The sequence below is a fragment of the Pseudoalteromonas haloplanktis ATCC 14393 genome, assembly GCF_000238355.1.
GTDB lineage: Bacteria > Pseudomonadota > Gammaproteobacteria > Enterobacterales > Alteromonadaceae > Pseudoalteromonas > Pseudoalteromonas haloplanktis.
In genome coordinates this window covers 916,725-940,360 of sequence record NZ_AHCA01000001.1, presented here as the reverse complement: position 1 = coordinate 940,360, position 23,636 = coordinate 916,725, and the positions used below count along the sequence as shown (strand labels likewise).

Annotated in this window: 21 protein-coding genes; 20 read left to right on the top strand and 1 reads right to left on the bottom strand. The window is 41.2% G+C overall.

Features of this window, described 5'->3' with window-relative positions; genetic code table 11:
• Positions 1 to 3 precede the first annotated feature (3 nt).
• From tssC to PHAL_RS0103785, 16 genes are all read left to right on the top strand, one after another.
• The gene (gene tssC, locus PHAL_RS0103860) at positions 4 to 1,530 is read left to right on the top strand and encodes a type VI secretion system contractile sheath large subunit (RefSeq protein WP_016707103.1); all 1,527 of its coding nucleotides are present in this window, start codon (positions 4 to 6) and stop codon (positions 1,528 to 1,530) included.
• A 244-nt stretch (positions 1,531 to 1,774) separates the two neighbouring features.
• Entirely contained in the window at positions 1,775 to 2,260 is a 486-nt protein-coding gene (locus PHAL_RS0103855) for an Hcp family type VI secretion system effector (protein WP_007584479.1), read from the top strand.
• 54 nt (positions 2,261 to 2,314) lie between these two features.
• The gene (gene tssE, locus PHAL_RS0103850) at positions 2,315 to 2,722 is read left to right on the top strand and encodes a type VI secretion system baseplate subunit TssE (RefSeq protein ID WP_016707102.1); all 408 of its coding nucleotides are present in this window, start codon (positions 2,315 to 2,317) and stop codon (positions 2,720 to 2,722) included.
• A 17-nt stretch (positions 2,723 to 2,739) separates the two neighbouring features.
• The gene (gene tssF, locus PHAL_RS0103845) at positions 2,740 to 4,458 is read left to right on the top strand and encodes a type VI secretion system baseplate subunit TssF (RefSeq protein ID WP_016707101.1); all 1,719 of its coding nucleotides are present in this window, start codon (positions 2,740 to 2,742) and stop codon (positions 4,456 to 4,458) included.
• Entirely contained in the window at positions 4,455 to 5,438 is a 984-nt protein-coding gene (tssG, locus tag PHAL_RS0103840) for a type VI secretion system baseplate subunit TssG (RefSeq protein ID WP_016707100.1), read from the top strand. Before tssF ends, tssG begins: the two co-directional genes overlap by 4 nt.
• A 27-nt stretch (positions 5,439 to 5,465) precedes the next feature.
• Positions 5,466 to 8,207 (top strand): type VI secretion system ATPase TssH, encoded by a 2,742-nt coding sequence (gene tssH / locus PHAL_RS0103835; RefSeq protein ID WP_016707099.1) that lies wholly within the window; start codon positions 5,466 to 5,468, stop codon positions 8,205 to 8,207.
• 34 nt (positions 8,208 to 8,241) lie between these two features.
• Positions 8,242 to 10,263: a type VI secretion system Vgr family protein gene (locus PHAL_RS0103830; protein WP_029216009.1), complete on the top strand. Its 2,022-nt coding sequence runs from the start codon at positions 8,242 to 8,244 to the stop codon at positions 10,261 to 10,263.
• Between the two features lie 9 nt (positions 10,264 to 10,272).
• Positions 10,273 to 10,689, top strand: coding sequence for a hypothetical protein (locus PHAL_RS0103825; protein WP_016707097.1), 417 nt, complete (start codon positions 10,273 to 10,275; stop codon positions 10,687 to 10,689).
• A 4-nt stretch (positions 10,690 to 10,693) separates the two neighbouring features.
• Positions 10,694 to 11,863, top strand: a complete 1,170-nt coding sequence (locus tag PHAL_RS0103820) for a hypothetical protein (protein ID WP_016707096.1) — start codon at positions 10,694 to 10,696, stop codon at positions 11,861 to 11,863.
• On the top strand, positions 11,853 to 12,887 hold the full coding sequence (locus PHAL_RS0103815; RefSeq protein WP_016707095.1) for a DUF2169 family type VI secretion system accessory protein: 1,035 nt from the start codon (positions 11,853 to 11,855) through the stop codon (positions 12,885 to 12,887). Before PHAL_RS0103820 ends, PHAL_RS0103815 begins: the two co-directional genes overlap by 11 nt.
• Position 12,888: 1 nt before the next feature.
• A complete protein-coding gene (locus PHAL_RS0103810; RefSeq protein ID WP_016707094.1) occupies positions 12,889 to 13,794 on the top strand; it encodes a hypothetical protein in 906 nt (301 codons plus the stop codon).
• A complete protein-coding gene (locus PHAL_RS0103805; RefSeq protein ID WP_016707093.1) occupies positions 13,794 to 14,870 on the top strand; it encodes a DUF4150 domain-containing protein in 1,077 nt (358 codons plus the stop codon). Before PHAL_RS0103810 ends, PHAL_RS0103805 begins: the two co-directional genes overlap by 1 nt.
• On the top strand, positions 14,871 to 18,083 hold the full coding sequence (locus PHAL_RS0103800) for a hypothetical protein (protein WP_016707092.1): 3,213 nt from the start codon (positions 14,871 to 14,873) through the stop codon (positions 18,081 to 18,083).
• A gap of 8 nt (positions 18,084 to 18,091) precedes the next feature.
• On the top strand, positions 18,092 to 19,081 hold the full coding sequence (locus PHAL_RS0103795) for a hypothetical protein (RefSeq protein ID WP_016707091.1): 990 nt from the start codon (positions 18,092 to 18,094) through the stop codon (positions 19,079 to 19,081).
• 138 nt (positions 19,082 to 19,219) lie between these two features.
• Positions 19,220 to 19,432: a hypothetical protein gene (locus PHAL_RS0103790; protein ID WP_016707090.1), complete on the top strand. Its 213-nt coding sequence runs from the start codon at positions 19,220 to 19,222 to the stop codon at positions 19,430 to 19,432.
• Positions 19,433 to 19,563: 131 nt separating this feature from the next.
• Entirely contained in the window at positions 19,564 to 20,070 is a 507-nt protein-coding gene (locus PHAL_RS0103785) for a DUF6795 domain-containing protein (protein WP_016707089.1), read from the top strand.
• 15 nt (positions 20,071 to 20,085) lie between these two features.
• Here the strand turns inward: PHAL_RS0103785 and soxR are convergent, their stop codons facing one another.
• Positions 20,086 to 20,547, bottom strand: coding sequence for a redox-sensitive transcriptional activator SoxR (gene soxR, locus PHAL_RS0103780; protein WP_029216008.1), 462 nt, complete (start codon positions 20,545 to 20,547; stop codon positions 20,086 to 20,088).
• 100 nt (positions 20,548 to 20,647) lie between these two features.
• On the opposite strand from soxR, the gene PHAL_RS0103775 reads away from it, so the two are divergent.
• From PHAL_RS0103775 to PHAL_RS0103760, 4 genes are all read left to right on the top strand, one after another.
• Positions 20,648 to 21,112 carry a flavodoxin family protein gene (locus PHAL_RS0103775; RefSeq protein ID WP_016707087.1) on the top strand — a complete coding sequence of 155 codons (465 nt, stop codon included), beginning with the start codon at positions 20,648 to 20,650 and terminating at the stop codon, positions 21,110 to 21,112.
• 48 nt (positions 21,113 to 21,160) lie between these two features.
• The gene (locus tag PHAL_RS0103770; protein WP_016707086.1) at positions 21,161 to 21,685 is read left to right on the top strand and encodes a DsrE family protein; all 525 of its coding nucleotides are present in this window, start codon (positions 21,161 to 21,163) and stop codon (positions 21,683 to 21,685) included.
• Positions 21,686 to 22,330, top strand: a complete 645-nt coding sequence (locus PHAL_RS0103765; RefSeq protein WP_016707085.1) for a GDSL-type esterase/lipase family protein — start codon at positions 21,686 to 21,688, stop codon at positions 22,328 to 22,330. It begins immediately after the preceding gene.
• An 80-nt stretch (positions 22,331 to 22,410) separates the two neighbouring features.
• On the top strand, positions 22,411 to 23,616 hold the full coding sequence (locus tag PHAL_RS0103760) for a sugar efflux transporter (RefSeq protein WP_138554461.1): 1,206 nt from the start codon (positions 22,411 to 22,413) through the stop codon (positions 23,614 to 23,616).
• The last annotated feature ends 20 nt before the right edge of the window (positions 23,617 to 23,636 follow it).

Genomic DNA, 23,636 nt, shown 5'->3' with positions numbered 1-23,636 from the left:
ACCATGTCAATGCAAGAACAATTAAACGTTGCTGCTCATACTATTGAACAAGCACCGGTATCAACCTACGAAAGCCTATGTAATCTGGTTGATATAGCCCCAGTTGCAGATGAAATTAAACTTGATACTTTTCGTGATGCTAGCAACCTTGCTGAAACACGTGCCAATGAGCGTTTAACAGCTGCAATCAATGTATTTTTAGATATGGCAGGTAGCAGTGGCCAAGACGTTACTCGTATCGATAAGTTATTGTTAGATGACTATATTGCTAAAGTTGATACCATTATTTCGCAGCAATTAGATCAGATTTTACACCACCCGAACTTTCAAAAAATGGAGTCTGCATGGCGTTCATTACGTTATTTAATTAACCGTACGCCAAATAATGCCAATATCAAAATCGAAATGCTCGATGTAGATAAAGAAACCCTGCGTGATGATTTTGAAGAAGCGCCAGATACCACCCAGTCTGCATTATATAAACATGTTTATACCTCAGATTACGACACCCCAGGTGGTGAGCCCGTATCGACAATGGTATCTAACTTTGAGTTTGACTGCTCTGCGCCGGATGTGTCATTACTGCAAGAGATCTCACGCGTATCAGCGGCGGCACATTGTCCGTTTATGGGTAGTGTAGGACCGAAGTTTTTCTTGAAAGACTCATTGGATGAAGTGTCTAAAATTCAAGATATTGGCTCGTACATGGAACGCGCTGAATTCTTACGTTGGAAAAACTTCCGCGAATCAGAAGACTCACGTTACATTGGTTTAGCGTTCCCACGTTTCTTACTGCGCTTACCGTATGGCGAGACTAATCCACTGCGTAATTTTAACTACCAAGAAGACGTAAATAGCGAACATCATGAGCGCTATTTATGGGGGAACGCAACGTTTGCATTTGCCGCTAATATTATTCGCAGCTTCCATGATAATGGTTGGGCTGTAAATATTCGCGGTCCTCAATCCGGCGGTAAAGTTGAAAATTTACCACTTCACTCATTTGAAGCAGGTAAAGGCTCTGAAACTAAGATCCCAACAGAAGTACTTATTTCAGAGACTAAAGAACTTGAATTTGCTAACCAAGGGTTTATTCCGCTGAGTTATTACAAAAACTCTGATTTTGCGTGTTTCTTCTCTGCGAATAGTGCGCAAAAGCCACAAGTGTTAGAAACGCCAGAAGCCACTTCAAATGCGCGGATTAACTCACGTTTACCGTATATCTTCTTAGTGTCGCGTATAGCACATTACTTAAAAGTGTTACAGCGTGAAAATATTGGTTCAAGCAAACCACGCCATGAATTAGAGCAGCAGCTTAATGATTGGTTAGGCGCGTTAGTTACAAAAATGAATAACCCTGATGAGTCGTTAATAGCAACGCATCCGTTAAAAGATGCCAAAGTAACGGTCGCTGAGATCCCAGGGAACCCAGGTTATTACCGTGTTAGTACTTACATTGTGCCGCATTTCCAAGTGGAAGGTATTGATGTGCGTTTAGCACTTGTAGGGCAGATGCCTGGCGAAAAATGAACTGCCAAGCCGCCGATGAAACGCATTTAACGCAGGCTTTTAAAGTGTAAATACGTCAATTTGGTGAGTAGCTGGTTGGTGTAAAAAATGTAGATGGAAAAGATTGCCCCAAGTTGGTTGCACCCAACTTGGGACATGTTCCCCAGTGGCATGAAGCAGAGGGCTTTTTGGGGGGCATAAACATGGTTGTTTATGCCAATGCCAACTAACAGGAAACACTTCATTCTAAAAGGAGAATAATGAAATGGCAATTCCAGCGTATATGTGGTTAAAGGATGACCAAGGTAATGACATCAAAGGTTCTGTAACTGTTGCAGAGCGTGAAGGTTCAATTGAGATCCTACACTTTGATCATGAACTTCGCATTCCTACAGATAACGACACGGGTGAACTTACAGGTACACGTAAGCATGAACCGTTTGTAATTACTAAAGCGGTAGATGCAGCTACACCGTATCTATATAAAGCGTGCTCGAACGGTCAAACACTTAAGCAACTTGAGCTTAAATGGTACCGTATCGATGACACAGGGACTGAACGTGAGTATTTCTGCCACAAGTTGGAAGATGTAAAAATTACGTCAATCTCACCAACAATGCACAACGTAAAAGACTTAGACAAGGAGCGTTATCCGCACCTTGAAACAGTATGTTTACGCTATAAACGCATTACTTGGACATACCTTGATGGCAACATCGAGTTCTCTGATTCATGGACTGAAGGTCGATAAATCAGAATTTTTAAAGGATATGCGCAAGCATATCCTTTTATTCGAGGTAAGTTTATGGCGTTATTCGATTTTTTAACTCAACCTGTCATTCGTAATGGTCATCCGGGTTTTCAAACTGATGAGCAAAATAGTGTCTGTAATCACCTTAATGAGCTGTTAAATGCACGCCGTGGGGTGTTAAAGCATTTGGCTGATTATGGTTTGCCTGATGTGGAAGACATTTACGAAGGGCTGCCTTACTCGCAGCATACTTTGGCGTTTGAGGTTAAGAAATTGATTGAAAAATACGAACCCAGAGTGCGTTATGCCAATGTAATTCCAATGGAAATACGTGAAGAAAATTGCGTGATCCGATTGGATATTCAAGCATTCCTAACCAGTGGTCAATGTATTAAGTTAAACACGCGATTTGAGTCGGGTGGTAAAGCTGATGTAATGCAGCACGCTAGAAATGGCGAGTAACTATAAGGATATTCTTTATGCAACAGTATTTTGATGCACAAATGCGTTTATTAACGCAGGCCGGTAAACAGTTTGCTCAACACTATCCTGAACATGCGGGCATGTTGAATATTGATGCCTTAAAAGATCGCGATCCGCATATCGAACGTTTACTCGAAGGTATGGCGTATTTAACCGCGCACACACAAAAACGTTTGGACGAATCAGTGCCTGAAGTGTCTGAGCAGGTGTTGCGTCAATTATGTCCTATTTTACTCAGTTATTATCCGTCAAGTACGGTGGTAAAATTTAGTCCTAAATTGGCAATGCAAAAGACCCACTTGATTGAAAAAGGTCTTACATTAAAAGCAGGTAAGGCTGTTGTTGATCATAAAAACATTACTTTTACCACGACTCATAATTTAACGGTCGCGCCATTTGATGTTGAGCATGTGCGATACCAAGAATCACATTTGGGCGCTGAGCTGCGCATTGGTTTACGATTTGTGTGTCAAGGCGAGCGTAAAAATTATGACTTATCAAACTTGCAGTTTTACTTACGTGGTGATACTCCGCTGTGCAGCTCTTTATTTAAGTTACTACAAACCGCAGAAAAACAAGCCGAACTTGATTTTGGTCCTGCGCATTTTGAGCATAATAAAAAGCTTAAAGTAAAAGGCTGTAGCGCTACTTACTTAAATATTGATGGGGCTTTTTTACCTAGTGCCGAGCAAAGTCACCCAGGTTATGCATTATTACTTGACTATTTTAATGGTAAAGATCGTTTTCACTTTTTAACTTTTACTGGTTTGCAAGGGGTTGAGTTTGCTGATCACATAGACCGTTTTGAAATTGTATTTCGTGGTTCGAGTAAATTGCCACCCGGACACCAATTATCCCGCGAAAATTTACTTATCAACTGTGTACCAGCAGTTAATTTATTCTCGCAAGCGGCAGAGCCTATCAGAATAGAGCCTAATCGAACTGATTATATGATCACTGCAGATCAAAACCGCACTGATCATATTTTTAGCTACACGGTTGATTCAGTAATGGGGCGTAACTCACTCAGTGGTAAAACTTATGATTATACGCCGCGTTATCAAAGTGTATTTGAAGATGAAAAAAAACTTTTTACCGTATTAACCAAAGATGTAGGCGCCGCTGCGCCAACGCATTATTTACAACTGCCTTTTAATCTAAATGATGAAAAAGAAACACTTTCTGTTGATTTAACAGCATTTAATGCAGGTTGGCCGAGGCAATTATTACAAGAAGGTGACCTAAATATTGGTGGCCGCGATATGCCGAGTATTGTGGATGTTGAAAATGTAATTAGGCCAACTAATTACCTTTCTTGTCCTGATCAACCAAAGCATTGGCAACTCATTAGTTTACTCAATGTGAAGTTTTCGCAAATTACCCAAGTGACGGAGCTGAAACGTTTACTCGTGTTGTTTGATTGGTCGCAGAAAGCTGAAAACCGTTTACGTATTGAAAGCATTCAAAAAATAACAGCGACTCCGATCAGTCAAATAAAACGTGGAATTTTCATCAAAGGCGTGGATGTACTCATTGATATTGATGAAAGTAAATTTGTTTGTGATGCCGACCTTTATCATTTTTGTAATATGTTGCATCAGTTCTTTTTAATGTACGCCCCCATTAATGAAAGTGTACAAACCCGTGTAAATGCAATCCCTAGCTATAAAACTTGGTGTTGGGATATTGAGCCGGGCAAGAGTTATCAACTATGAGTATGCATGAACCCGTCATAAAGCACCCAGTGTGGGCCAAATTGCCAAAACCGATTGAGCAATTAATTGCTGAGCCTTGGCAGTTTAATCTATTTAAAGCCATGAGCTTAATTGAAAAGCATTGGGCAACGCCGCAAGAACTTGAAAAAGGGATCAGCGAGCGGGTGATGTTTAAACCCTATAAAGAGCTTGGCTTTCCTGCGACTGATGTACGTGCGTGCAGCTTAGATAATCACGGGCGCGGGCGCCTCAGTTTATCAACGTCATTTTTGGGTTTGTATGGAGTTGATGCGCCCATGCCGCATTACCTATTAGAGCAAGCTGCCAGTGATGATGAAAGTGGTGACCGAGTTCGACAATTTTTAGATATGTTTAATCATATTCTTTATTGTCAGCTGTTTCAGGCGTGGAAAAAGTCACAAATCAATATTGCAGGGCGTGGTGCAGAGCAATTTGATCATTTAATTGAAGCTATTTTATCAACAAAAACAGATCAAAAAGTGCAATGCGGCATTGCCAGCTTAAAACAAACCAGCGCTGCTGGATTAACCCAGTTACTTAAACACACGTTAGCGGTAAATGAGCTGCATGTTGATGATACCCGAGCCAATTGGCAAACCATTGACACCCCAAGTACCTTTGGTGATGACTCGCAAATGGTGCTCGGTAGCTCTGCAGTGTTAGGTAATAAAGTGTTGGTTAGTGGCAGTATTTTAACGATAGCGATCGGCCCTGTAGACAGTAAAACTGCGATTAGTTTAAACCCTTTGCATGAGCAAGGTAAAAAAATGGCGGCGCTATTAACTACTCACTTGCCTAATAATGTGCAATGGCTTTGCCAAATAAAAGTGGCTAATGAGGCTGTTGAGCAACAGGCAATCGGCGTATCACCGTTAATATTAGGGCACAACAGTTATTTAGGAAGTGCTGCGGCAAATATTACCGTGCACAGCTATACCCATCTTCAATATCAACATTAGTAAGTAATCAGATTTAAGGACAAAACAATGGATGCAAAAGGCATTAAACAACTTATCGACAAGCTAAATGGCCACACCGCGACCGCACTTGAGTCTGCCGCAGGGTTTGCCAGTAGTCGCAGCCACTTTGAAGTGCTACCTGAGCATTTATTAATTAAGTTGATGGAAGAAGGCAGTAGCGGTGATTTAGAGCAAATCTTTCATTTCTTTAATATCAACCAAGATGCGGTATGGCATGAATTACTGGATTTTTTAAATCGCCAACCTGCGGGTAATCAAAGCAAGCCGGTGTTTTCGCGTCGCTTATATGAATGGTTAGAGCGCGCATGGTTAAGTGCGAATGTGCAGCATAAAAGCGATTGGATCAACGGCGCAGCGCTAATTGACGCGCTAACAGAGTTATTACCTTATAGCCCTGTGTTACAGCTACCGGCACTGCTAGACAAAATTGATTCACGCTTTTTAGCTGAAAACCTTGATAAAATTTGCCAAAACTCAAGTGAACGTTTAAACCCGCAGGCAAAAACAGCGCCGCAAGCGCACAGCAGCGGGCAAAGTGAAGGGGGAGCACTTGATGAGTATTGTGAAGATTTAACCGACAAAGCCAAGCAAGGAAAAATCGATCCGGTGCTTGGGCGAAACGACGAAATCCGCATGATGGTGGATGTATTATGTCGTCGCCGTAAAAACAACCCGATTTTAGTGGGTGATCCGGGTGTTGGTAAGACAGCCGTAGTTGAAGGGTTTGCACAACGTATTATTGATGGCCAAGTTCCCGATGAATTAAAAGGCGTACGTTTATTAGTGCTCGACATGGGTTTATTGCAAGCGGGTGCGGGCGTAAAAGGTGAATTCGAACGCCGTTTAAAAACAGTTATAGATGAAGTTAAAAACTCAACCACACCGATCATTATGTTTATTGATGAAGCACACACCTTAATTGGTGCTGGTGGCGATGCGGGTATGAGTGATGCGGCTAACTTGCTCAAGCCTGCACTTGCCCGTGGTGAACTGCGCACCGTAGCAGCAACCACCTGGAGTGAATATAAAAAATACTTTGAACGTGATGCTGCATTGGAACGCCGTTTTCAATTAATCAAAGTTGATGAACCTACAGAGCAAGCAGCGCAACTGATGCTGGCGGGCTTAAAGGAAAAATACCAACAACATCATAATACCCAAATTACCGATGATGCTATTGAAGCCGCCGTCGTGTTATCAGCTCGCTATATAACTGGCCGGCAGTTACCAGATAAAGCAATTGATGTATTGGATACCGCTGCTGCTCGGGTAAGAATGTCGTTTGCAACCGATCCCGCAGCGATTGAATCAGAGCGAGAGCATATTAATTACTTGCAAACTCGGATTGCCAGTATCGCCAGTGAAAGCGAGCAAGGGCTTGCTGTTGATATGGATAAGCTATTGTATTTACAACAGGAGCTTACGACTTCACAAGAAAAACTTGCAGCATTAACCAGTGCCCGTGAGTCACAAATTGCCACTTTAAGCCAGATCAACGAATTTAAACACGCAACTAATGCAAGCGAGCAAGACAGCGCTGCTCTGCTTAGCTTACGCCAAGCCTTAAAAGAGCAAAATAGCCAAGATAACGGTTTATTTAGTGAAGTGGATGCCGATGCGGTCGCGCAGATCATTTCTCAGTGGACCGGCGTGCCAGTGGGGGCGATGGTTAAAGATCAGATCAGTAATTTAATTAATTTAGAAACGGCAATTGGTCAAGAAGTGATTGGTCAGCAAGCGGGTATGGCTAAAATTGCTCAAACATTACGGGTCAGCAAAGCGGGGATCAGTAATGAGCAAGGGCCGTTAGGGGTGTTTTTGCTTGCTGGGCCTTCTGGGGTTGGTAAAACTGAAACCGCACGTTGTTTAGCTAAACAGTTATTTGGCGGCGAAAAGTTTTTAACCACTATAAACATGAGTGAATATCAAGAGTCGCATACCGTATCGCAACTCAAAGGCTCACCACCGGGGTATGTTGGCTATGGCGAAGGCGGCGTTTTAACTGAAGCGGTAAGACAGCGCCCGTACTCAGTCATTCTATTAGATGAAGTAGAAAAAGCGCACAAAGATGTACTTAACATGTTTTACCAAGTGTTTGAGCGCGGCACTATGCGTGATGGTGAAGGCCGCGAAATTGACTTTAAAAACACGGTGATCATTATGACGTCTAACTTAGGCTCAGCCGAGCTGATAGATGCGTGCACACCACCTACAGTTATTGATTTAAGCCCACAAGGTGATGAGGAAACGTCCCACGATCAACAAACCGAAAATCAACAAGCCATTAATGACGCACTAAACCCAACGGATGCACCGATTAATGAAGATGGTAGCCCATGGCAAGTGCCGTCAATTGCTGCATTAAGTGAATTAATTAAGCCGCAGTTACTACAATTTTTTGCGCCAGCTTTACTGGCACGCATGCAAGTAGTGCCCTATTTAGCGCTGGATAAAGAGGCGCTGCAAGCAATTGTTAGCCTCAAGCTAGAAGCTATTGCTAGCCGCCTTGCAACTAATCATAAAATGCAGCTGCGTGTTGATGAAAGTGTATTAAACAAATTAACTCAGCAGTGTCAGTTATCAGATAGTGGTGCACGGATGGTGAATGCCGTGATCGAACGACAAATTCTACCAGGCATTGCTAAATCTATTTTGGAATTTATGGCGCAAGAAGATATGCCTGATATTTTAACGTTAACGGTTGATGAGCAAGATGAGATCACCGCAATATTTGCCGATAACGCCTAATTTAATAGGTACGAAAGGATAGAAAATGGGACTCATGGACATCTTTGGTGAACACAAAGCAAATACCAGTCATTTTAGTGTAAGTATACAAGGGTTACCCGATGGCATGGTGCAGGTAACTGATTTCACATCGGCTAATGATAGCCTATGTGAAGACTATGAATTTAGTATTCAAGTATTGAGTCAGGAGCATCTAACAGCGCAATCATTACTCGGCAAAGATGCGAGTTTAAGTTTAGTGTGGTCAATGACTGATCGCACTATTTCAGGTTTGCTGAGCCGTTTTATCGCTCATGGTAAAAGTCATCAAGGCTACCATTACACGTTAGTGTTGAGCTCTTATTTAACCTTGCTTAAACATCAACATTCTAATCGTGTGTTTACGGCTATGGATCCCGCGGCCATCATTAAAAGTGTGTTTACTAAAGCCGGCTTTCCAATGCAAAAGTTTAGTATGCAGGCCAGCGGCCCCAGCCTCGACATGACTGTACAATATAATGAAACCGATTATGAGTTTGTGACACGTTTAATGCGCAAACATGGCTTTGTTTATAGTTTTGTAGAGCAAACTGGCGCAGAGTGTACTTTTAAAGTGTGTAATAGTAGTAAAGATATAGCGAATAGCTTTGATGAGGTAAATTTAAGTTATGTGCCGCCATCTGGACAAGTACGCACCAGCGAAACAATCTTCGCGATCAGCCGTCAAGGCCAGCTCCAGCCGCAAAGCACAACATTAAACGATTATAACTATCGTGCCCCAGGCAATTTACAAGTGTCGGCGCAAAATAGCGCGTCGCAACCAGGGTTTGGTGAAGACAGTCATTATGGTAATAACTATGCTACATCAGGCGAGGGTAGTACGCTTGCTACAACTCGCCAGCAAGCATTTGACTGTCAACGCGAGCAATTGATTATCGACAGTGATTGCAGAGCACTTAGACCTGGAATGATTTTAACTATTTATGATCATACAGATCATAATGGCCAATATTTGGTTGTGCGGGTTGATCATAAAGGCAGCCAACAAGCCGGTGTGGAATATGGTGCTAATGTCAAAGGGTTAACCTATAAAAATCAAGCATACTTGATCCCGTCGGATCAACAGTTCAAAGCACCTTTACTGCCAGAAAGACGTGTGTTTGCAACTTTTAACGCACTGATTGAGCAAGAAATTGATGATGATGGGAATTACGTTGTAAAACTGCCCTTTAATCAAGACGGTCAAGGTCAACAAAGTCGCCCCACACGCTTAATGCAGCCCTATGGCGGCAGCGGTCATGGCATGCACTTTCCGCTCACACAAGGCACTGAAGTATTAGTTTGCGGTGAAAATGGCGATTTAGACAGACCCATTATTCTAGGTGCGTTATACAACCAAAATGCTCCAAATCCGGTAACAAGCCAAAATCCAACTGAAAATAAACTCGTTACTAAAGCGGGTCATAGCTTGATAATGGATGATAAAAGCGGCGAAGAAAAAATCAGTCTAGCTAATAAAAATAATAAAAACCAATTACTGCTTGATGCCACTAATGGTGCTCATCAGGCAACGCTTAAGTCTGTAGATGGCGATGTGAAAATTTCAGCCAAAGAGAACTTACAATTTGTTGCTGAAAATGACGCTACGTTTACGGTTGCTAATGACTTCACTACGCGAGTTGAAAATAATCTACAAATACAAACCCGAGAAGGCGATATTACCGTTAATTCCGCGGCGGATCTTACCCTAAAGGCCACTGCAAACACTCGCATTGAAGCAACCGACGGCAGCTTAGAACTTAAAGCCGATCAGGAACTTAAACTACAAGGGGATCAAGATGTTAGCGTTTATTCGGTTGACGGTAACTTAGCGCTGCAAGCACCTAATGGCGATATTGATATTAGTAGTGGTGCTAATATCACGATTAAAGCCGATGGCCGAGGTTCAATTCAATTAAGCCAAGGAGGCGCCAGCATTGAGATTGATGCAGGAGGCAACTTAACTATAGACGCCACTACAATCACCTTATCAGCGAGCAACATTGCTGTGAAAGGCAGTGCAATTAGTAATAACTAAGGAATAGTGATGAGTGCACACATTCAAAGTATTTTTAAGCACGATCAACACCTTGCTACAGTGAGTGGCATAGACAGCTTTGGTCGTATTAAAGCGGTGGTGATTAACGATATTGAATACTCAATAGTGGCTCAAGGTGCCCATGTCAGCACAGCAGAGATTGGCGCAAATGTACTATTAGCGCATACCGGTCAGGGTTTTATTGTAACTGCACTATTAGCACAACCTGATCAAGCACCGGCAGCGCAGATCAATAATGCTCAAGGCCACATTGTGATTGCAGCACAGCAAAGTGTTAGCTTGCAAACAGCCAAAGGCAGCATTGAGGTATTTGCTGATGGCACTATCGTGCTTGAAGGGCGAGATATAACAGCGAATAGTGAACAAGATTTAACCTTGGCTGGTTGGCCAATTAGGCTTAACTAGCACTATGTTTGCACCTGTGTATAAAGTAAAACTGCATAAACAGCGCCTAACTACTTTGTTAAAGCATCGGCAAAAGTTGTTGCAACAAGGGGGATTTTCGCTCGCTCGTTTTAGTGTGATCGACAATCAGTTACTCAATCATTTATATACGTTGAGCGACTTGAAAAGTGATGCGCCAACGGACTATTTTGCTGGAAAAAGCTTAACTCAAGTCAGCGAACTGACATGGCAAGCATTGTGCGAGCTGGCGCTTAACAATGACGAGCATAGTGATATCTATCGCGTAGTTGCCTGTGATTTATTTTATTCGCCGGTGAGTGACATTACTGCACACTTTAATAACCTTAGAAACACCCAGCAGTTAGCTCACTTTGAGTTGTTGCAACACCATCGAGATCATTGGCAGCTAAATGGCTTAAAAGCGCTACGAACCAGTATACTTGAAGGCAAAGAACAACCCCCTGAAGTAGTAAAAAAAATAGTTTTTTCACAACCACTTACCATTAGTGAATCACATGCTGCAATATTACATGAGGACTTTAATATAGCCTTTGCTACCCTGGTAAATAGCTATTGTGCAGGGCATGAAGATGTAAGCGATAAACTATTTAAAGTGTTTGCAAAAACCGCTGATGAACTCCAAAAAGCACAATTACTCGCGTTAGCGGGTTTACTTAATGACAGCCGTTGGTACGAGCCTTGTGCATTATTTTGCAAAGCAAACCCTGATCACTGTTTATTTGTATTAAGTCATTTTGTTTATAAACAAGCGCTGCCATTAGTGATGGATTTAATGGCAGTCGCCGTCACCCAGCAAAGTGCTTATGCCGCTTGGCTTATATTAACCGATAGACCGCTTGCCAAAGCTGAAAAAATGTCAGTCGTCAGTGATAACAGTGAAGTAAAACCGCAAAGCGGAATTAACCTTGATGATGCTGAGCACGCAAGGCAAGCCTTTGCAATGCAAAAAGGTGAGCAATTACTGATGGGAATAAGTTTTAGTAAGGCCAATAGCGTCCAAAAACTCGAAAAATTAGCAGGATCTATCGTACAACGCGTTATTGCGCCACATTTTGACTTAACAAGTGCATGCGCGTTATTTCACGTTCAACAAAGTGCATCGCAATGGCAAAGTTTGTTAAGTGAAAAAGCGGAGGGCGACCATGCTGCATAACTTTTCATCTTGGCAAGCAAGTACTTTCAGCGGCTGGCTAGAGGATAGTACTGAAGGTCAAATTGTACTTGTTAAACAAAGTTATGAATTTAATGAGCAAGGTAAAGTAACCGCAATTGAGCCTGGCCCTGAAATTATAATTGCTGATGATTACCAAGATGAACCCAGTAATTCGCCTCTTTGTGAAGTAAACGAACAGGTTGCTTTTAAACAGGGTTTTGAAGTGTACGGTAATTGCACTGCTTATCCACCAAAAGGTAAAGACGCGCGCGTCATTGAAGTTGAGCTAGGGCTTGACTCTCCCTCTCAGCCGTTATTTAAAAAACGTTTACGCGTAACCGGAGCACGTTATTGGCGACGTTCGTTGCTTGGGCCAGTAGCTACAGATCCAGATATTATTACCCCAGTGGCACTCAATTATATGCAGGCTTTTGGTGGCAAAGAGCTAAATAACGAGAGCAACACGTTCTTAGAAAACCCAATCGGCCGTGGTTTTAAACTTAAAAATAAGCACGCGGTTGGCCAGCAGTTACCCAGTGTTGAATACGCTAACTCATTACTCAGAAAACCAAGCCACATCACACCGGTCGCAAGCTTTGCAGCAATACCAAGTCACTGGTCGCCACGAGTTGAACGCTTACCAGAAATAGACGAAACAGCCCTAATGGCGGGGGAGTACCCGTTTAAAACCGCACAACCAAAAGATTTATACAACACAGCGCCCGTTGATCAGCAAATTGATGCTGAGTTTAGCAAAGGCTGGGCATGTCAGTTAACTGGGCTTTACCCTTTGCAGCAATATGGACAACAGCAACGTATAGAGTTGCCACACTTGCCACCTATAGTGGAAGTTGTAAATACACTCGCGCGCGAGCGGCTAAGTATGCGTTGCGATACCTTAGTGATTGACGCTGACGCCCAATGTTTTTCATTGCTTTGGCGCGGCCATATCAGTATTAAAAAAATCGGCGCAAATAGCCAGATACTGGTTGCCTCAGTGCATAATAGCGGTGAAGAAAAATAATATGGCACAACTTACTTTTGACAGTCTTTATCATATTAATGCTGCCGGCTGTACGCCAAGCAGCTTATATACAGCAGTGGCTAATAAAATGCTGTTTTCAAAGCCTAGTAAAGCATTAATTAGGTGTGATATTAGTTTAGATGCGCCGTATATTTTTGTTGAAATAGAAGAGCTTGCGCAACTTGATAGAGCAACGCGCTGCATATTAATGCTCTCGCATCTACTTGAGCAAATAGATATTGCCACCCTTAGGCAAACCGAGCGTATCAGCCAAATGCTATTTTTACTGCCAGTTGATGAACTGGCACAACCTGTTATCGCAGACGAAATACTCAATGAGCTGCTCAACGAGTATATCCCTGAACAAATCCCGGCTTATACGCAAATGGCTTATTGTGACTTAACTCAACTTAGCAACGACACGTTAGTCATTGCTGTTGATTCATGTGTTAGTTATCAGTTTGTTAGTGAGCAAGCCAAACACACCACAGTGCAAGTGCTAAATGGTCCGCCAGGGGTGATCAACGGTGAAGGCGGATACGCCTTATTAGTACATCCTCAAGGTAGCCTTAATGCACATATCTATGAAGGAGCATTGTGCACACAGCTCACACAGGCCAATTGCACTAGTCAAGATAGCTACATATTTGCAGGTGATCAATCACTTGCATGGCAAAAAAAATGGTACGCTAATACACAAAAATTGTACCAACAAGGACAGCCGCTTATCGACAGTGCAGAGCTTGTAACCACCTTAGGGTTTCAAGGAACTGCAAACACTTTAGCTGCACTGACCTTAGCGCAGAGCTATTTATGCAACCCCCTTACACGTACACTTGAGCAGGTTTTTGCTATTTTTAATGCACCTAATGAGCAGCTAGTCAAAATTTCAAGGAGTGAAAACTAATGCCTTATATTAACGCCGCAGCAGGCAAACAAACAGGCAGCGTACAATATGATATTGACGCACTGATCGCCGATGTGCGCACCGGTGGCTCAGTCACATGGCGACATAACAACCCAACACTGTTAGGGCTTAACAATAGCGCCCGCAGTAATGGCGCACTAGGCAAAGCCAACGGCATTGCTATCTTTGAAGATAAAGCCAGTGGTGACGCCGCCTTTCTAGCCGAAATTGGCCGACCCAAATACCGCGAGAAAACCCTTGGTGAAATGGTGAATATTTTTATACCTGATTACATTATTCCACCACCACAATGGGATAACCAAAAAAACGAACCTAGGCTGCCATGGAACGAGGCGCAAACCAATATGGATGTAAATAAACCCATTAGTAACGCGCAAGCATTCTTAGATTTAGTATCAACGCATTTAGGTTGGCAAGCTGGTAACCAAGAGCAGCTCACCAAAGACACTCAATCACAGGCGGCTCAAACCGCCACCGTATCAGGGCAAAATGTGCTTATAAATGGCCGCACCGCTGTTCATACTGATAGTGGCGGAAAATTAATGACCATTGACGTATGTTTAACTACCGTAGGGCCAAGTGTTGTGCCAATACCTTACCCTAACAAAGCACAAGCCAGCGATGTAACTGACGTTGCCAGCTCAGTAAAAGTAAATGGCAATGGTGCCGCTAATATAAAAAGCACCTTTTCACAAAGCTCAGGCGACTCTCCAGGTAATAAAAAAGGCATTATCAGTGGCACCAATGATGGCGAAGCCGAATTTATACTCGGCTCATTTAACGTGCTCATAGAAGGCAAACCCGCCGTACGCCAAGGCGATTTAATGATCTCTAACTCTAAAAACACCCCACCTATGCCACTGATGCAACCGGGTGGCCCCGCCCCAAGAGGGTTGAGCGTGCAAGTAAGGGATTTAGATACACAAAGCGAAGATCCAGCAGAGGCTGCTTTTATCGTTGAAACAAACGCAAATAATAATTTAATTGGCCAAGGAAAATTCACCGTTACTCAAGGTGCATTTAATAATAATCAAGTTTTTGATGAGGGAGTTTAAATGACAACACAATATGTATACGCCCCTAGGATTGTTGATGAAGCTAAAGATTGTAGCTTAAACCTGTTTTTGCAGAGTTTTTCTGGCCCAGAGCTTTGCATTCCTTTTGGTAAAGCCGCTAAAAAGCTAAAGTCACAAGACTTAGCAGCGGACCAAAAGCCAACATTTGTAACAATAACGCCACTCGTATTTAAAGACTACACACTAGATAAAAGTAAAGCGGGTGCGCCTGAATTTATCCCGATGGATAAGTTCAGACCTTTACCTGAGGAAAATGCTGCATACGGTTATTACTATATCTATATCAATGGTTTTTTGTGGCGAGAGATTGCAGCGCTAGCCGATAAGCAATTGAGTGATGTTGATTTATCCCTGCACCACAGTCAGGATTTCAGGCCACATACGAGTGTATTTAATCAAGATATTTTATTACCTCGCAAAATAATAGGATTATTTGGCTCAGCCGCAGCGGCGCAGACACCAGATGTTCAAATTGCTTTTTCTCGAGTGCAATGGTCTTGGGAATATATCACCACATTAGGTGGCATGTATGAAAGTGATTCTCGTCTTAGCAAAAAGCCCTTGCTGAGCAAGTGTGATGATTCTCAAACAGCGAGCCGCTACCGCACTAAAAGAATGCAATCATTGGATTTAAGTAGCGCTCCTAATTGGGGCGCTATTAAAAATATGAATGTTTTAGGTGGTAAAGTAAACGTCTTCATACATGATGTTTTAGGTATTGCGCAAGCGCAAAAAGTAACTGCAGATTATTATGTGAATGCTTTAAAAAACCACCAAGCAGAACTTGAATCAAATGGGTATTATAAATCAGCAATGCTCGCTCATCAGCTGTATTTTAATGATGAATTATGGCAAAAGCAGGCGCTCAGCACACCTAAAACGATGCATAAGCCGTTTGAAAAAGAAGACCCACAAAGCAGAAATACACGAAAAGCTGCTAGAGAAGTGTCTGAGCAGGAATTAGAAAAATACCTGTTAGGAACCAACCCGACCTCAGTGACCGATGCTGTTGAATGTTACTTAGATGCGCGAGAAAAGCTCTACGATTTATATTATTTAAATTGCCAAGCACAAAAGTTAACATTACATGAGATAAGCCAACAAATTAATATTGACCCACCAGCAGAGTGGGAAGATTTAGTGAAAGATTTCACCACCGCTGGCGTATTAAGTTATGGCCTTGCTGCTGAATTGATTTGTGAGCAATTAATCACACTTATCTTACCCAAATCCACGTTATCAGCTTATTTGCCTGCGCTATGCGATAAAGCTAAAAAGAAAAAACTGATCGACCGAATAGATCAGCAGTTTGAAGACAATAAAGCGCTGGTGCTTGAGGTAACACAAACTAGAGATAACTGGTTTAGTAAGCAGTTTTGTGTGCATCCTGACGCCTATGGCGATAACTTAGTTAACACAGATTATGATGAAGACTTAATATCCAATACGGTTGAAGGGTTCAATCCTAAAAAGTTTGATCATGACAAAATTAAAGAAGAGCTTTCATTACCGTTTATACCCGCTTATTTATTGAATAAAAACGTACTTGATGTTGTCTCAAAAGGCCTAAATGAGTGGTTGGGCTTACAAGAACGCGTGTTTTCTACTTTTGGCAAAGAGCTGACAGAAAAGGGAATAAAGTATCACCATTTAATTGGTGGCTTTAGTAAGTCACGCAATATTGCACAGTTTAAAAACCTACAAATACACCCAGCAAATGCAGTACCCGAAGGGCGTTTTGCATTGAATATGGATATTGTAAGTCATCCGCTATTAAATGACTTAAAAACTAAAAAGCAACGTAGCGCATTTAGAAATATTATCAAAGCCATTGAAGAAAAAGGGAAAATTACCTCTACCAATACAAACCAAGTTATTACAGTCGCAAAAGCTTTAAAGCAGCCTCTTTTTGCAAATGGTATTAATGCCAGTAACCAACGGTTATTTAAACAAACAATTGCTTTAGTGACGCAAATGGCAAAAATGGTATTAGAGCAAAAAACGCTAGCTGCTCTCATGTCTGGCAGTCAATCTTATGTACTCACATTGCCTGAAAATGATATTCCCGCCAAAGTATTATTCGACAGCCCCGCGAGAAGTCTTGGCGAAGAGTTTCATTATCGAGGCTTAGATAAAATTATGCTTAAACGCATAACACTCGCAGCAGGGCGTTTTGTGTCTATCCCTTTACTATTTTTGACCGGCTATAGCAGTTATGTTGCTTATAATGATTATGAAAAAGAGTTTAAAAAAGGCACTCCCTATGAAATTTCTAAAAATATAGCCTTATTAGGGGTTAGCTTAGCTGCTGTTGGAAGTGTCTGGGAAGCGTATTCATCAGATTTAGAGAATAAATTCTTAACAAAATCTAGATTAAAAAATGTAGTAAGTAAATTTTCAATACTTGCAACAAACAACGCTCAATTAACAATATTGAGAGGTTTTGCTGGTGCTATGGGTATACTCATGGGCGTAATTCAAGGCGTAGATGCATACCAACTAATCAGTAAAAGTGACACTGATGCCGGTATTGCTATGTTTGCAGCAGCAGGTTTCAGTATAGGGCTTGGTATACACACTATACTATTCGCAAGTCTTGGACCATGGGGGTGGGCATTATTATTAGGCTCTATCGTATTTAGTTTACTTGCTGTGTGGTTGACAGATAGCAAACTAGAGATTTGGGCAAAGTTTGGCCCGTTTGCCAAACATAAGCGAGGCGTATTTGCTGGTGAAGAGGACGCTATTTACAATACTTTCTCAGACCCAAACCAATATTTTAAATATATCCAAAGTGTATTATTCTCGCCTAAGGTGACTGTTAATACTCCTACTTTTTTTGATGGTGGTAATTATTATACAGTAAAAGTTGAATTACCCATGTTTATAGTTGGTAAATCCGAGTTGCTATTAGATGTAAAATACTCATGGCGGCATCCAACAACGTTAAATGTTTATAAAAAAGCAACCTGGGTTGAAGGCACTAAAGAGTATTTATCTGAATTTGATGAAAATAGTCTGAGCTTAAATGCAGCCACCTATGAGTTTGAAATTGAATCACCGAACATTAGTGTGTTTGATGTTGAAATAACATCAACACTTATTTACAACGAAAGTCTAACTTTGCCGATAGATTTTGATGCGTTTGAAAAGCCAATTGAAAATGCCTCACCTGATTTAGCAATCGCATAAGGAACCTGATGCAAAAGAATAATTACTTTGGTGTTGGAATCATGCCAAAGAAAACGAAGTTTAATCGTTTTTTTGAAGCGCACCGAATAATAAATGAAGGAAGCGAATTTAGAGGATTATGTTTTTTCCGACGTTGGCTAAATCAAGATAGGCGCATTTACGCGAATAAAAAAGAGCAATATAAAATAGCACCTTGTGGTAATAACCCTATAAAAGCCATATTATTTGGTCCAATGGCTATTGGTGCTGTATTAAGCTTTGTTACATTAATTAGTATCTTATCACTTCCATTTTATGATGAAGGTGAAAATTTTCAGTGGTGGATACCACTTGTTACCTTTTGCTGGAACTTATTCTTCTTAAATTTACTACCAATAACGGCTAGATATATACCTGATAAGATGATGTACCTTGACAGGCAAAACCAAACGGTCGGGTTTACTTTTGATATACCAGGTTGTGAACAACGAGATGACTTAGGTAACTGTTGCTTTAAATGGGAAGAGATTGTTTGCAGGTTAACCTCGAAAATGGGCGCGCCGGGTGTGATGAATTACTTTCCAGAAATTAGTCATATAGACCAAGAGAAGTACCCTAAAACAACTGTTACCGGTTCAGTTGTAGAGCTTTCAGCGAATCCTGTCCATTGTTATTTATTATGGGAGTGTTATGTGCGCTTTATGGATTTAAGTAAGCCATTGCCCGATGTGCCGGTATATGAACAACACCGACATTTAGACCCCATTACAGCTGAATTTGATAAGAGGAATAATCGGCCTGATGAGTTTTGGTCCTCATTTTCGTTTTCGCAGCAATTAGAAATTGAAGAGGAAATTCTGAGTGAAGCATTTCCTTTCGATTGGCTTAAAGGTAGAGAGCAGGAAGAAATAATCAAACCTTGGCAGCATTGGAAAGCAGAGCCTGAGCGCATAGAGCAATTAACGTGGAAATATAAAGCTAAGCACCTTGCGCTTCAACTTTTTATCGGCTTTCCGTGAAACTGCTTAAGTTTCAGGGTCCATGATACGTTAACAATCAGAAAAGGAATTCAAACCTAGGCAGCACAAATGCTGCCTAGGTTTATAAAGGAATACTATGAGTATATTGAAATATTTGGCTGGAGTTGACCAGAACACATGTCTAAAGCGGATGACGAGTTGAGAAAAGAATTTAATGACGAGGAGCAGCTCGATAACCTTTTAATGAGTAAACCTATTAAAAAGCTAACAACACCGGATATTTTTAAATTTCCATGGAAATATGCAGATAACATAAAAGCTGAAAGCGAGATCAAGTTTGGCAAAACCTTGTGGCAAAAATTCACATCGTTTTTTATGGTAGATCTGTAGTTAATTGCAAAATGATTTAGCTACCGTAATAGATGCCACATAACTTTGTTATCAGGTAATTAGAATTACTTTCTCCATTTGAGTGATATCTCATTATTAGGCTCTATGAAGAAAAATAAGGGAAAGTAGATATGTTAATGCGCAGATTTATGTTTTATTCAATAAGTACCCTCATTTTACTTATGACAATGCAGGCTTACGCAGATATGTTTGGTTTTTTTCAAAAGCAGGATTATGTATTATCAGCGCCAGTTAAAGGTGTTTTGTTAAGTGATGGCAAACCTCAAGCAGGAGTAGAGGTGCTGAGGTCGCTTACATATAGCAAGGAATATATTGATAAGTCTGTTACCGATCACTATGGTCGTTTTTCATTTCCAGAAAAGGTAATTAGGACGGCTAAACCAAGTAATATGTTTGATAACGAGTCCGTTCATCAACATATTTATATTGATGATGGTACGCCAGAGGGCGTAATTATATGGTATTCAATTATTTCCTTGAATCCTGATAGTCAAACGCTTGTTAAACTATTAGGCAATCTTGTGTGTGATATTGCTCAAGAGCCGCATACATACGATATACCTATTGCAGAAAATAAAGGCCAAAGTTTTACTATTTACACAACCTGTAAGCTTTGACAAATTGATTATAATTTAGTTGTTATTCAATAATACTGCACCGTTTTGTATATCACCTAAGTAATCGTCTTTATTATAAATAGGGCATTTGTCCATCGACAGACAGCCGCAGCCTATGCAGCCATCGACTCGTTCGCGTAAGCGCTGCATAAAGGCAATGCGTTCATCAAGTTGGGCTTGCCATTGTTTAGACAAGGCTGACCAATCCTTTTTGGTGGGCGTGCGTTCGTCGGGTAAGGTGGCAAGAGTTTGCTTTATTTCTTCAAGCGTTATACCCATTGCTTGAGCCGCTTTTATAACGGCAACGCGGCGTAGCACGTCTGGTTTATATCGGCGTTGGTTACCATTATTGCGCCAGCTACGTATTAACCCTTTCGTTTCGTAAAAGTGTAGTGTTGATACCTTTACACCACTGCGCTTAGCCACAAAGCCCACTGTTAAGTTAGCCTCGATGAGTTTTTTCTGTTGAACGGTCATCGTTTTTCTTCTTGTTAAAAAAGTTTCTAAATTGCTTGTTGACCTTAAGTTAACTTGAGGTTTTAAGCTTTGCTCCATCATAAAAAAAGGAGTTAACTCAATGCAAGACAAATCAGTAAATAATACCGCAATCATTTATTCAAGTGGCCGTAAAAATGGCAATACCACCGCACAAGCTAATGCGTATAGCAAACAACAAAGTGGCATTGTTTTTTGCTTAGATGACTATGTTATTTCACCTTATCGCTATGATAAGCAATATAAAAATGATGATTTCTATAACCTGTTTGAGGTGCTATTACGTTATGAACACTGGGTGTTTGCATCCCCTGTGTATTGGTATAGTACGACACCGAAAATGAAGGCGTTTATGGATAGAATTACCGACTATATGGATGACGAAGCACTTAAGCCAAAGCTGAGAACCTTAAGACAAAAACAGTTTTCAATTCTGTCTAATGCAGCATCTGCGACTGCGCCGGATGCATTTATTGATATGTTTAAACATACATTCAATTATTTAGGGATGACTTTTAAAGCCCATTCGCATGTTCAGGCTAGTTAATTATGCTAATTAGCGTTAGGCTAAGTAAAAAAGTAAAAAGGATGATTTATGAAAACGTTACTTACTGGCTTAAGCCTACTCTTAACTAGCCTAACTTGTTTGGCAGACGAGCCAGCTCCTGTAATTAAAGACTATGGTTATTTTTATAACGTGCCAGCTCATGTCTCTGATTTGAGTCAAGCACAGTTTAAGATTGCCTTTGATGTAGGCGATGGCGCTGCAAAGGGCTCACAAAATAATCATATTAACTCGCTAGCGCGTTTTATCAATATGCATGTTGCCCATGGAGTAAAACCAGAAAACATTCAGTTGGCGTTAGTTGTACATGGTGGTGCGAGTGTTGATGTGCTTGAAAATAGCTTTTATAAAGCGCGTTTTGACAAAGATAACAAAACCCAATCTTTGATTGAGCAACTCCTTGCTAATAACACAGTTGTGTATGTGTGTGGGCAATCGGCAACTCATATGAAAGTGGCGGCTGGGCAACTAATACCTGGAGTGAAAATGGCGCTTTCAGCCATGACTGCCCATGCGCAGTTGCAGCAACAAGGTTATACATTGAATCCGTTTTAGATGAATATCCTTTGTTTTGGTGATTCTAATACCTTTGGAATTTCACCGGTTGATGGCAAACGGCTGGCTGAGGGGGAACGCTGGCCTACTTTATTAAAGCAGTTAATGAGAGAGGGTGATGAAGTTATTGAAGCAGGGCAGCCTAATCGTACTTTGGTGAATAACCCGCCGTTCAACGGAGATAAGTCTGGATTAAAATATTTAAAGCCTTATCTTGAAGAAAATCAATTGGATGTGATTATTATTCAGCTTGGTACCAATGATTTAAAAACCCGCTTTAATTTAACGCCTGAACAAATAGCGCAAGGGTTGAATAAGTTACTGCTAGAGATTACTCACTTTTATACCAATATTAGGCTACCAAAACGTATTGTTATTAGCCCGTCTAAAGTTTATGAAGTTAGCCAATATCAACGTATCTACGCTGGTGCTGAAATTAAATCGCAACAGTTAGCACCACGCTATGCTGAGATTGCAAAATTACACCAATGTCATTTTTTAGATGCTTATTCGCTAGTAAATCCATGCCCTAATGAAGGGATCCATCTAGCACCAGCTTCACATAATTTGCTTGCTGAGCACTTGGATAGCTTATTGCGTAATGAGGAAGGTTTTCTGGTTAATTGTAGCGTCGATGTTGATTAATTAATAATCCAATTTGTATTTTAATATTACTTAAAGCTGCGTATAATGCGCGGCTTATTTTTAGGTCTGTGTGGTGTTTCTTGAAGTCAATATTCAAACAATATGGTGTGGTTTTTATTTTATTAAGCTTATTAACGGGCTTAATTGGCGCATTTGTTAATCCACTTATGAGTTTGTTTATTGTTGAGGGTTTACAAAGCCCACCTATTTATTTGGGTGTATACACCACAGGGGTCACTTTGATGGGCATTCTTTTTAGTCAATGGTTAGGTGGGTTGGCTGATAAGGGGGTGAGTGCTAAAAAGATGTTTATGATCGCGGTCTCTGGCATGGGGATGGCATTAGTTGTGTTTGCCAACGCAACGTCTTTTTGGCAAGTGTTTGCAGCCGGAGTTCTCTTGCTCTCGATGGGAAACGCTGCGATACCGCAAGTTATGACCATTGCTCGCCAGTGGGCTGATCAGCAAGCACATATTGATATCACTCAGTTTAATACTCGCCTAAGAGCCGCTATTTCATTTGCCTGGGTCGCAGGCCCACCACTTGGTTACCTACTTGCGTCAGGCGTTGCTTTTAGCCGCTCATTTTATACCGCGGCGACGTTTGCATTACTGGCATTAATTTTTGCAATGAAGTTTTTGCCAAGCACTGATGCTAACGACAGAGCTAAAAAGGCTGAGCCAAATCAGCCTATCAATCTATCGTTTTGGGCTTTAGGTGCTGCTATAACCTTTGGCTCAATTGGCAATATTATGTACGCCAGTGCCTTACCGCTTTATACAATTAATGAACTGGGCTTTGCCAATAATATGCCTGGAATATTTATGGGCATGGTGGCATTAATTGAAATACCTGTAATGCTGTATACCGCAAAGCTCAGCAAACGCATCACTAAAACAACCTTACTAGGTTTTGCTTTTAGCTGTGCTATTTTGTTCTACCTTGGTGTATTTTTTGCCAACCAAGTATGGCAATTCTTCATACTGCAAGGTGTTAATGCTATTTTTTATGGCATTTTTGCGGGTATCGGTCTAACAATTTTACAAGAACAGCTGCCGTCACGGATTGGTTTTACTTCTGCTTTTTATGGTAATGCAATTAAAGTAGGGGTGATGCTTGGTACTGCCAGTACGGGTTTAATTGCACAGTGGTTTAGTTTTCGTTTTGCTACACTTGGCTCGCTTATCGCGGCAAGTCTTGCGCTGAGTTGTTTATTATTATTTAGTTATTTAAAGCGCCAAGAGAGCGAGTCGCAAGGACAGCTATTAGCTCAAAATGTGATTTAAAAAAGCCGCTAGTTCACACA

Coding starts and splice junctions, on each gene's coding strand:
- tssC (WP_016707103.1), top strand. CDS start 4: ATGTCAATGCAAGAACAATTAAACGTTGCTGCTCATACTATTGAACAA.
- PHAL_RS0103855 (WP_007584479.1), top strand. CDS start 1,775: ATGGCAATTCCAGCGTATATGTGGTTAAAGGATGACCAAGGTAATGAC.
- tssE (WP_016707102.1), top strand. CDS start 2,315: ATGGCGTTATTCGATTTTTTAACTCAACCTGTCATTCGTAATGGTCAT.
- tssF (WP_016707101.1), top strand. CDS start 2,740: ATGCAACAGTATTTTGATGCACAAATGCGTTTATTAACGCAGGCCGGT.
- tssG (WP_016707100.1), top strand. CDS start 4,455: ATGAGTATGCATGAACCCGTCATAAAGCACCCAGTGTGGGCCAAATTG.
- tssH (WP_016707099.1), top strand. CDS start 5,466: ATGGATGCAAAAGGCATTAAACAACTTATCGACAAGCTAAATGGCCAC.
- PHAL_RS0103830 (WP_029216009.1), top strand. CDS start 8,242: ATGGACATCTTTGGTGAACACAAAGCAAATACCAGTCATTTTAGTGTA.
- PHAL_RS0103825 (WP_016707097.1), top strand. CDS start 10,273: ATGAGTGCACACATTCAAAGTATTTTTAAGCACGATCAACACCTTGCT.
- PHAL_RS0103820 (WP_016707096.1), top strand. CDS start 10,694: ATGTTTGCACCTGTGTATAAAGTAAAACTGCATAAACAGCGCCTAACT.
- PHAL_RS0103815 (WP_016707095.1), top strand. CDS start 11,853: ATGCTGCATAACTTTTCATCTTGGCAAGCAAGTACTTTCAGCGGCTGG.
- PHAL_RS0103810 (WP_016707094.1), top strand. CDS start 12,889: ATGGCACAACTTACTTTTGACAGTCTTTATCATATTAATGCTGCCGGC.
- PHAL_RS0103805 (WP_016707093.1), top strand. CDS start 13,794: ATGCCTTATATTAACGCCGCAGCAGGCAAACAAACAGGCAGCGTACAA.
- PHAL_RS0103800 (WP_016707092.1), top strand. CDS start 14,871: ATGACAACACAATATGTATACGCCCCTAGGATTGTTGATGAAGCTAAA.
- PHAL_RS0103795 (WP_016707091.1), top strand. CDS start 18,092: ATGCAAAAGAATAATTACTTTGGTGTTGGAATCATGCCAAAGAAAACG.
- PHAL_RS0103790 (WP_016707090.1), top strand. CDS start 19,220: ATGTCTAAAGCGGATGACGAGTTGAGAAAAGAATTTAATGACGAGGAG.
- PHAL_RS0103785 (WP_016707089.1), top strand. CDS start 19,564: ATGTTAATGCGCAGATTTATGTTTTATTCAATAAGTACCCTCATTTTA.
- soxR (WP_029216008.1), bottom strand. CDS start 20,547: ATGACCGTTCAACAGAAAAAACTCATCGAGGCTAACTTAACAGTGGGC.
- PHAL_RS0103775 (WP_016707087.1), top strand. CDS start 20,648: ATGCAAGACAAATCAGTAAATAATACCGCAATCATTTATTCAAGTGGC.
- PHAL_RS0103770 (WP_016707086.1), top strand. CDS start 21,161: ATGAAAACGTTACTTACTGGCTTAAGCCTACTCTTAACTAGCCTAACT.
- PHAL_RS0103765 (WP_016707085.1), top strand. CDS start 21,686: ATGAATATCCTTTGTTTTGGTGATTCTAATACCTTTGGAATTTCACCG.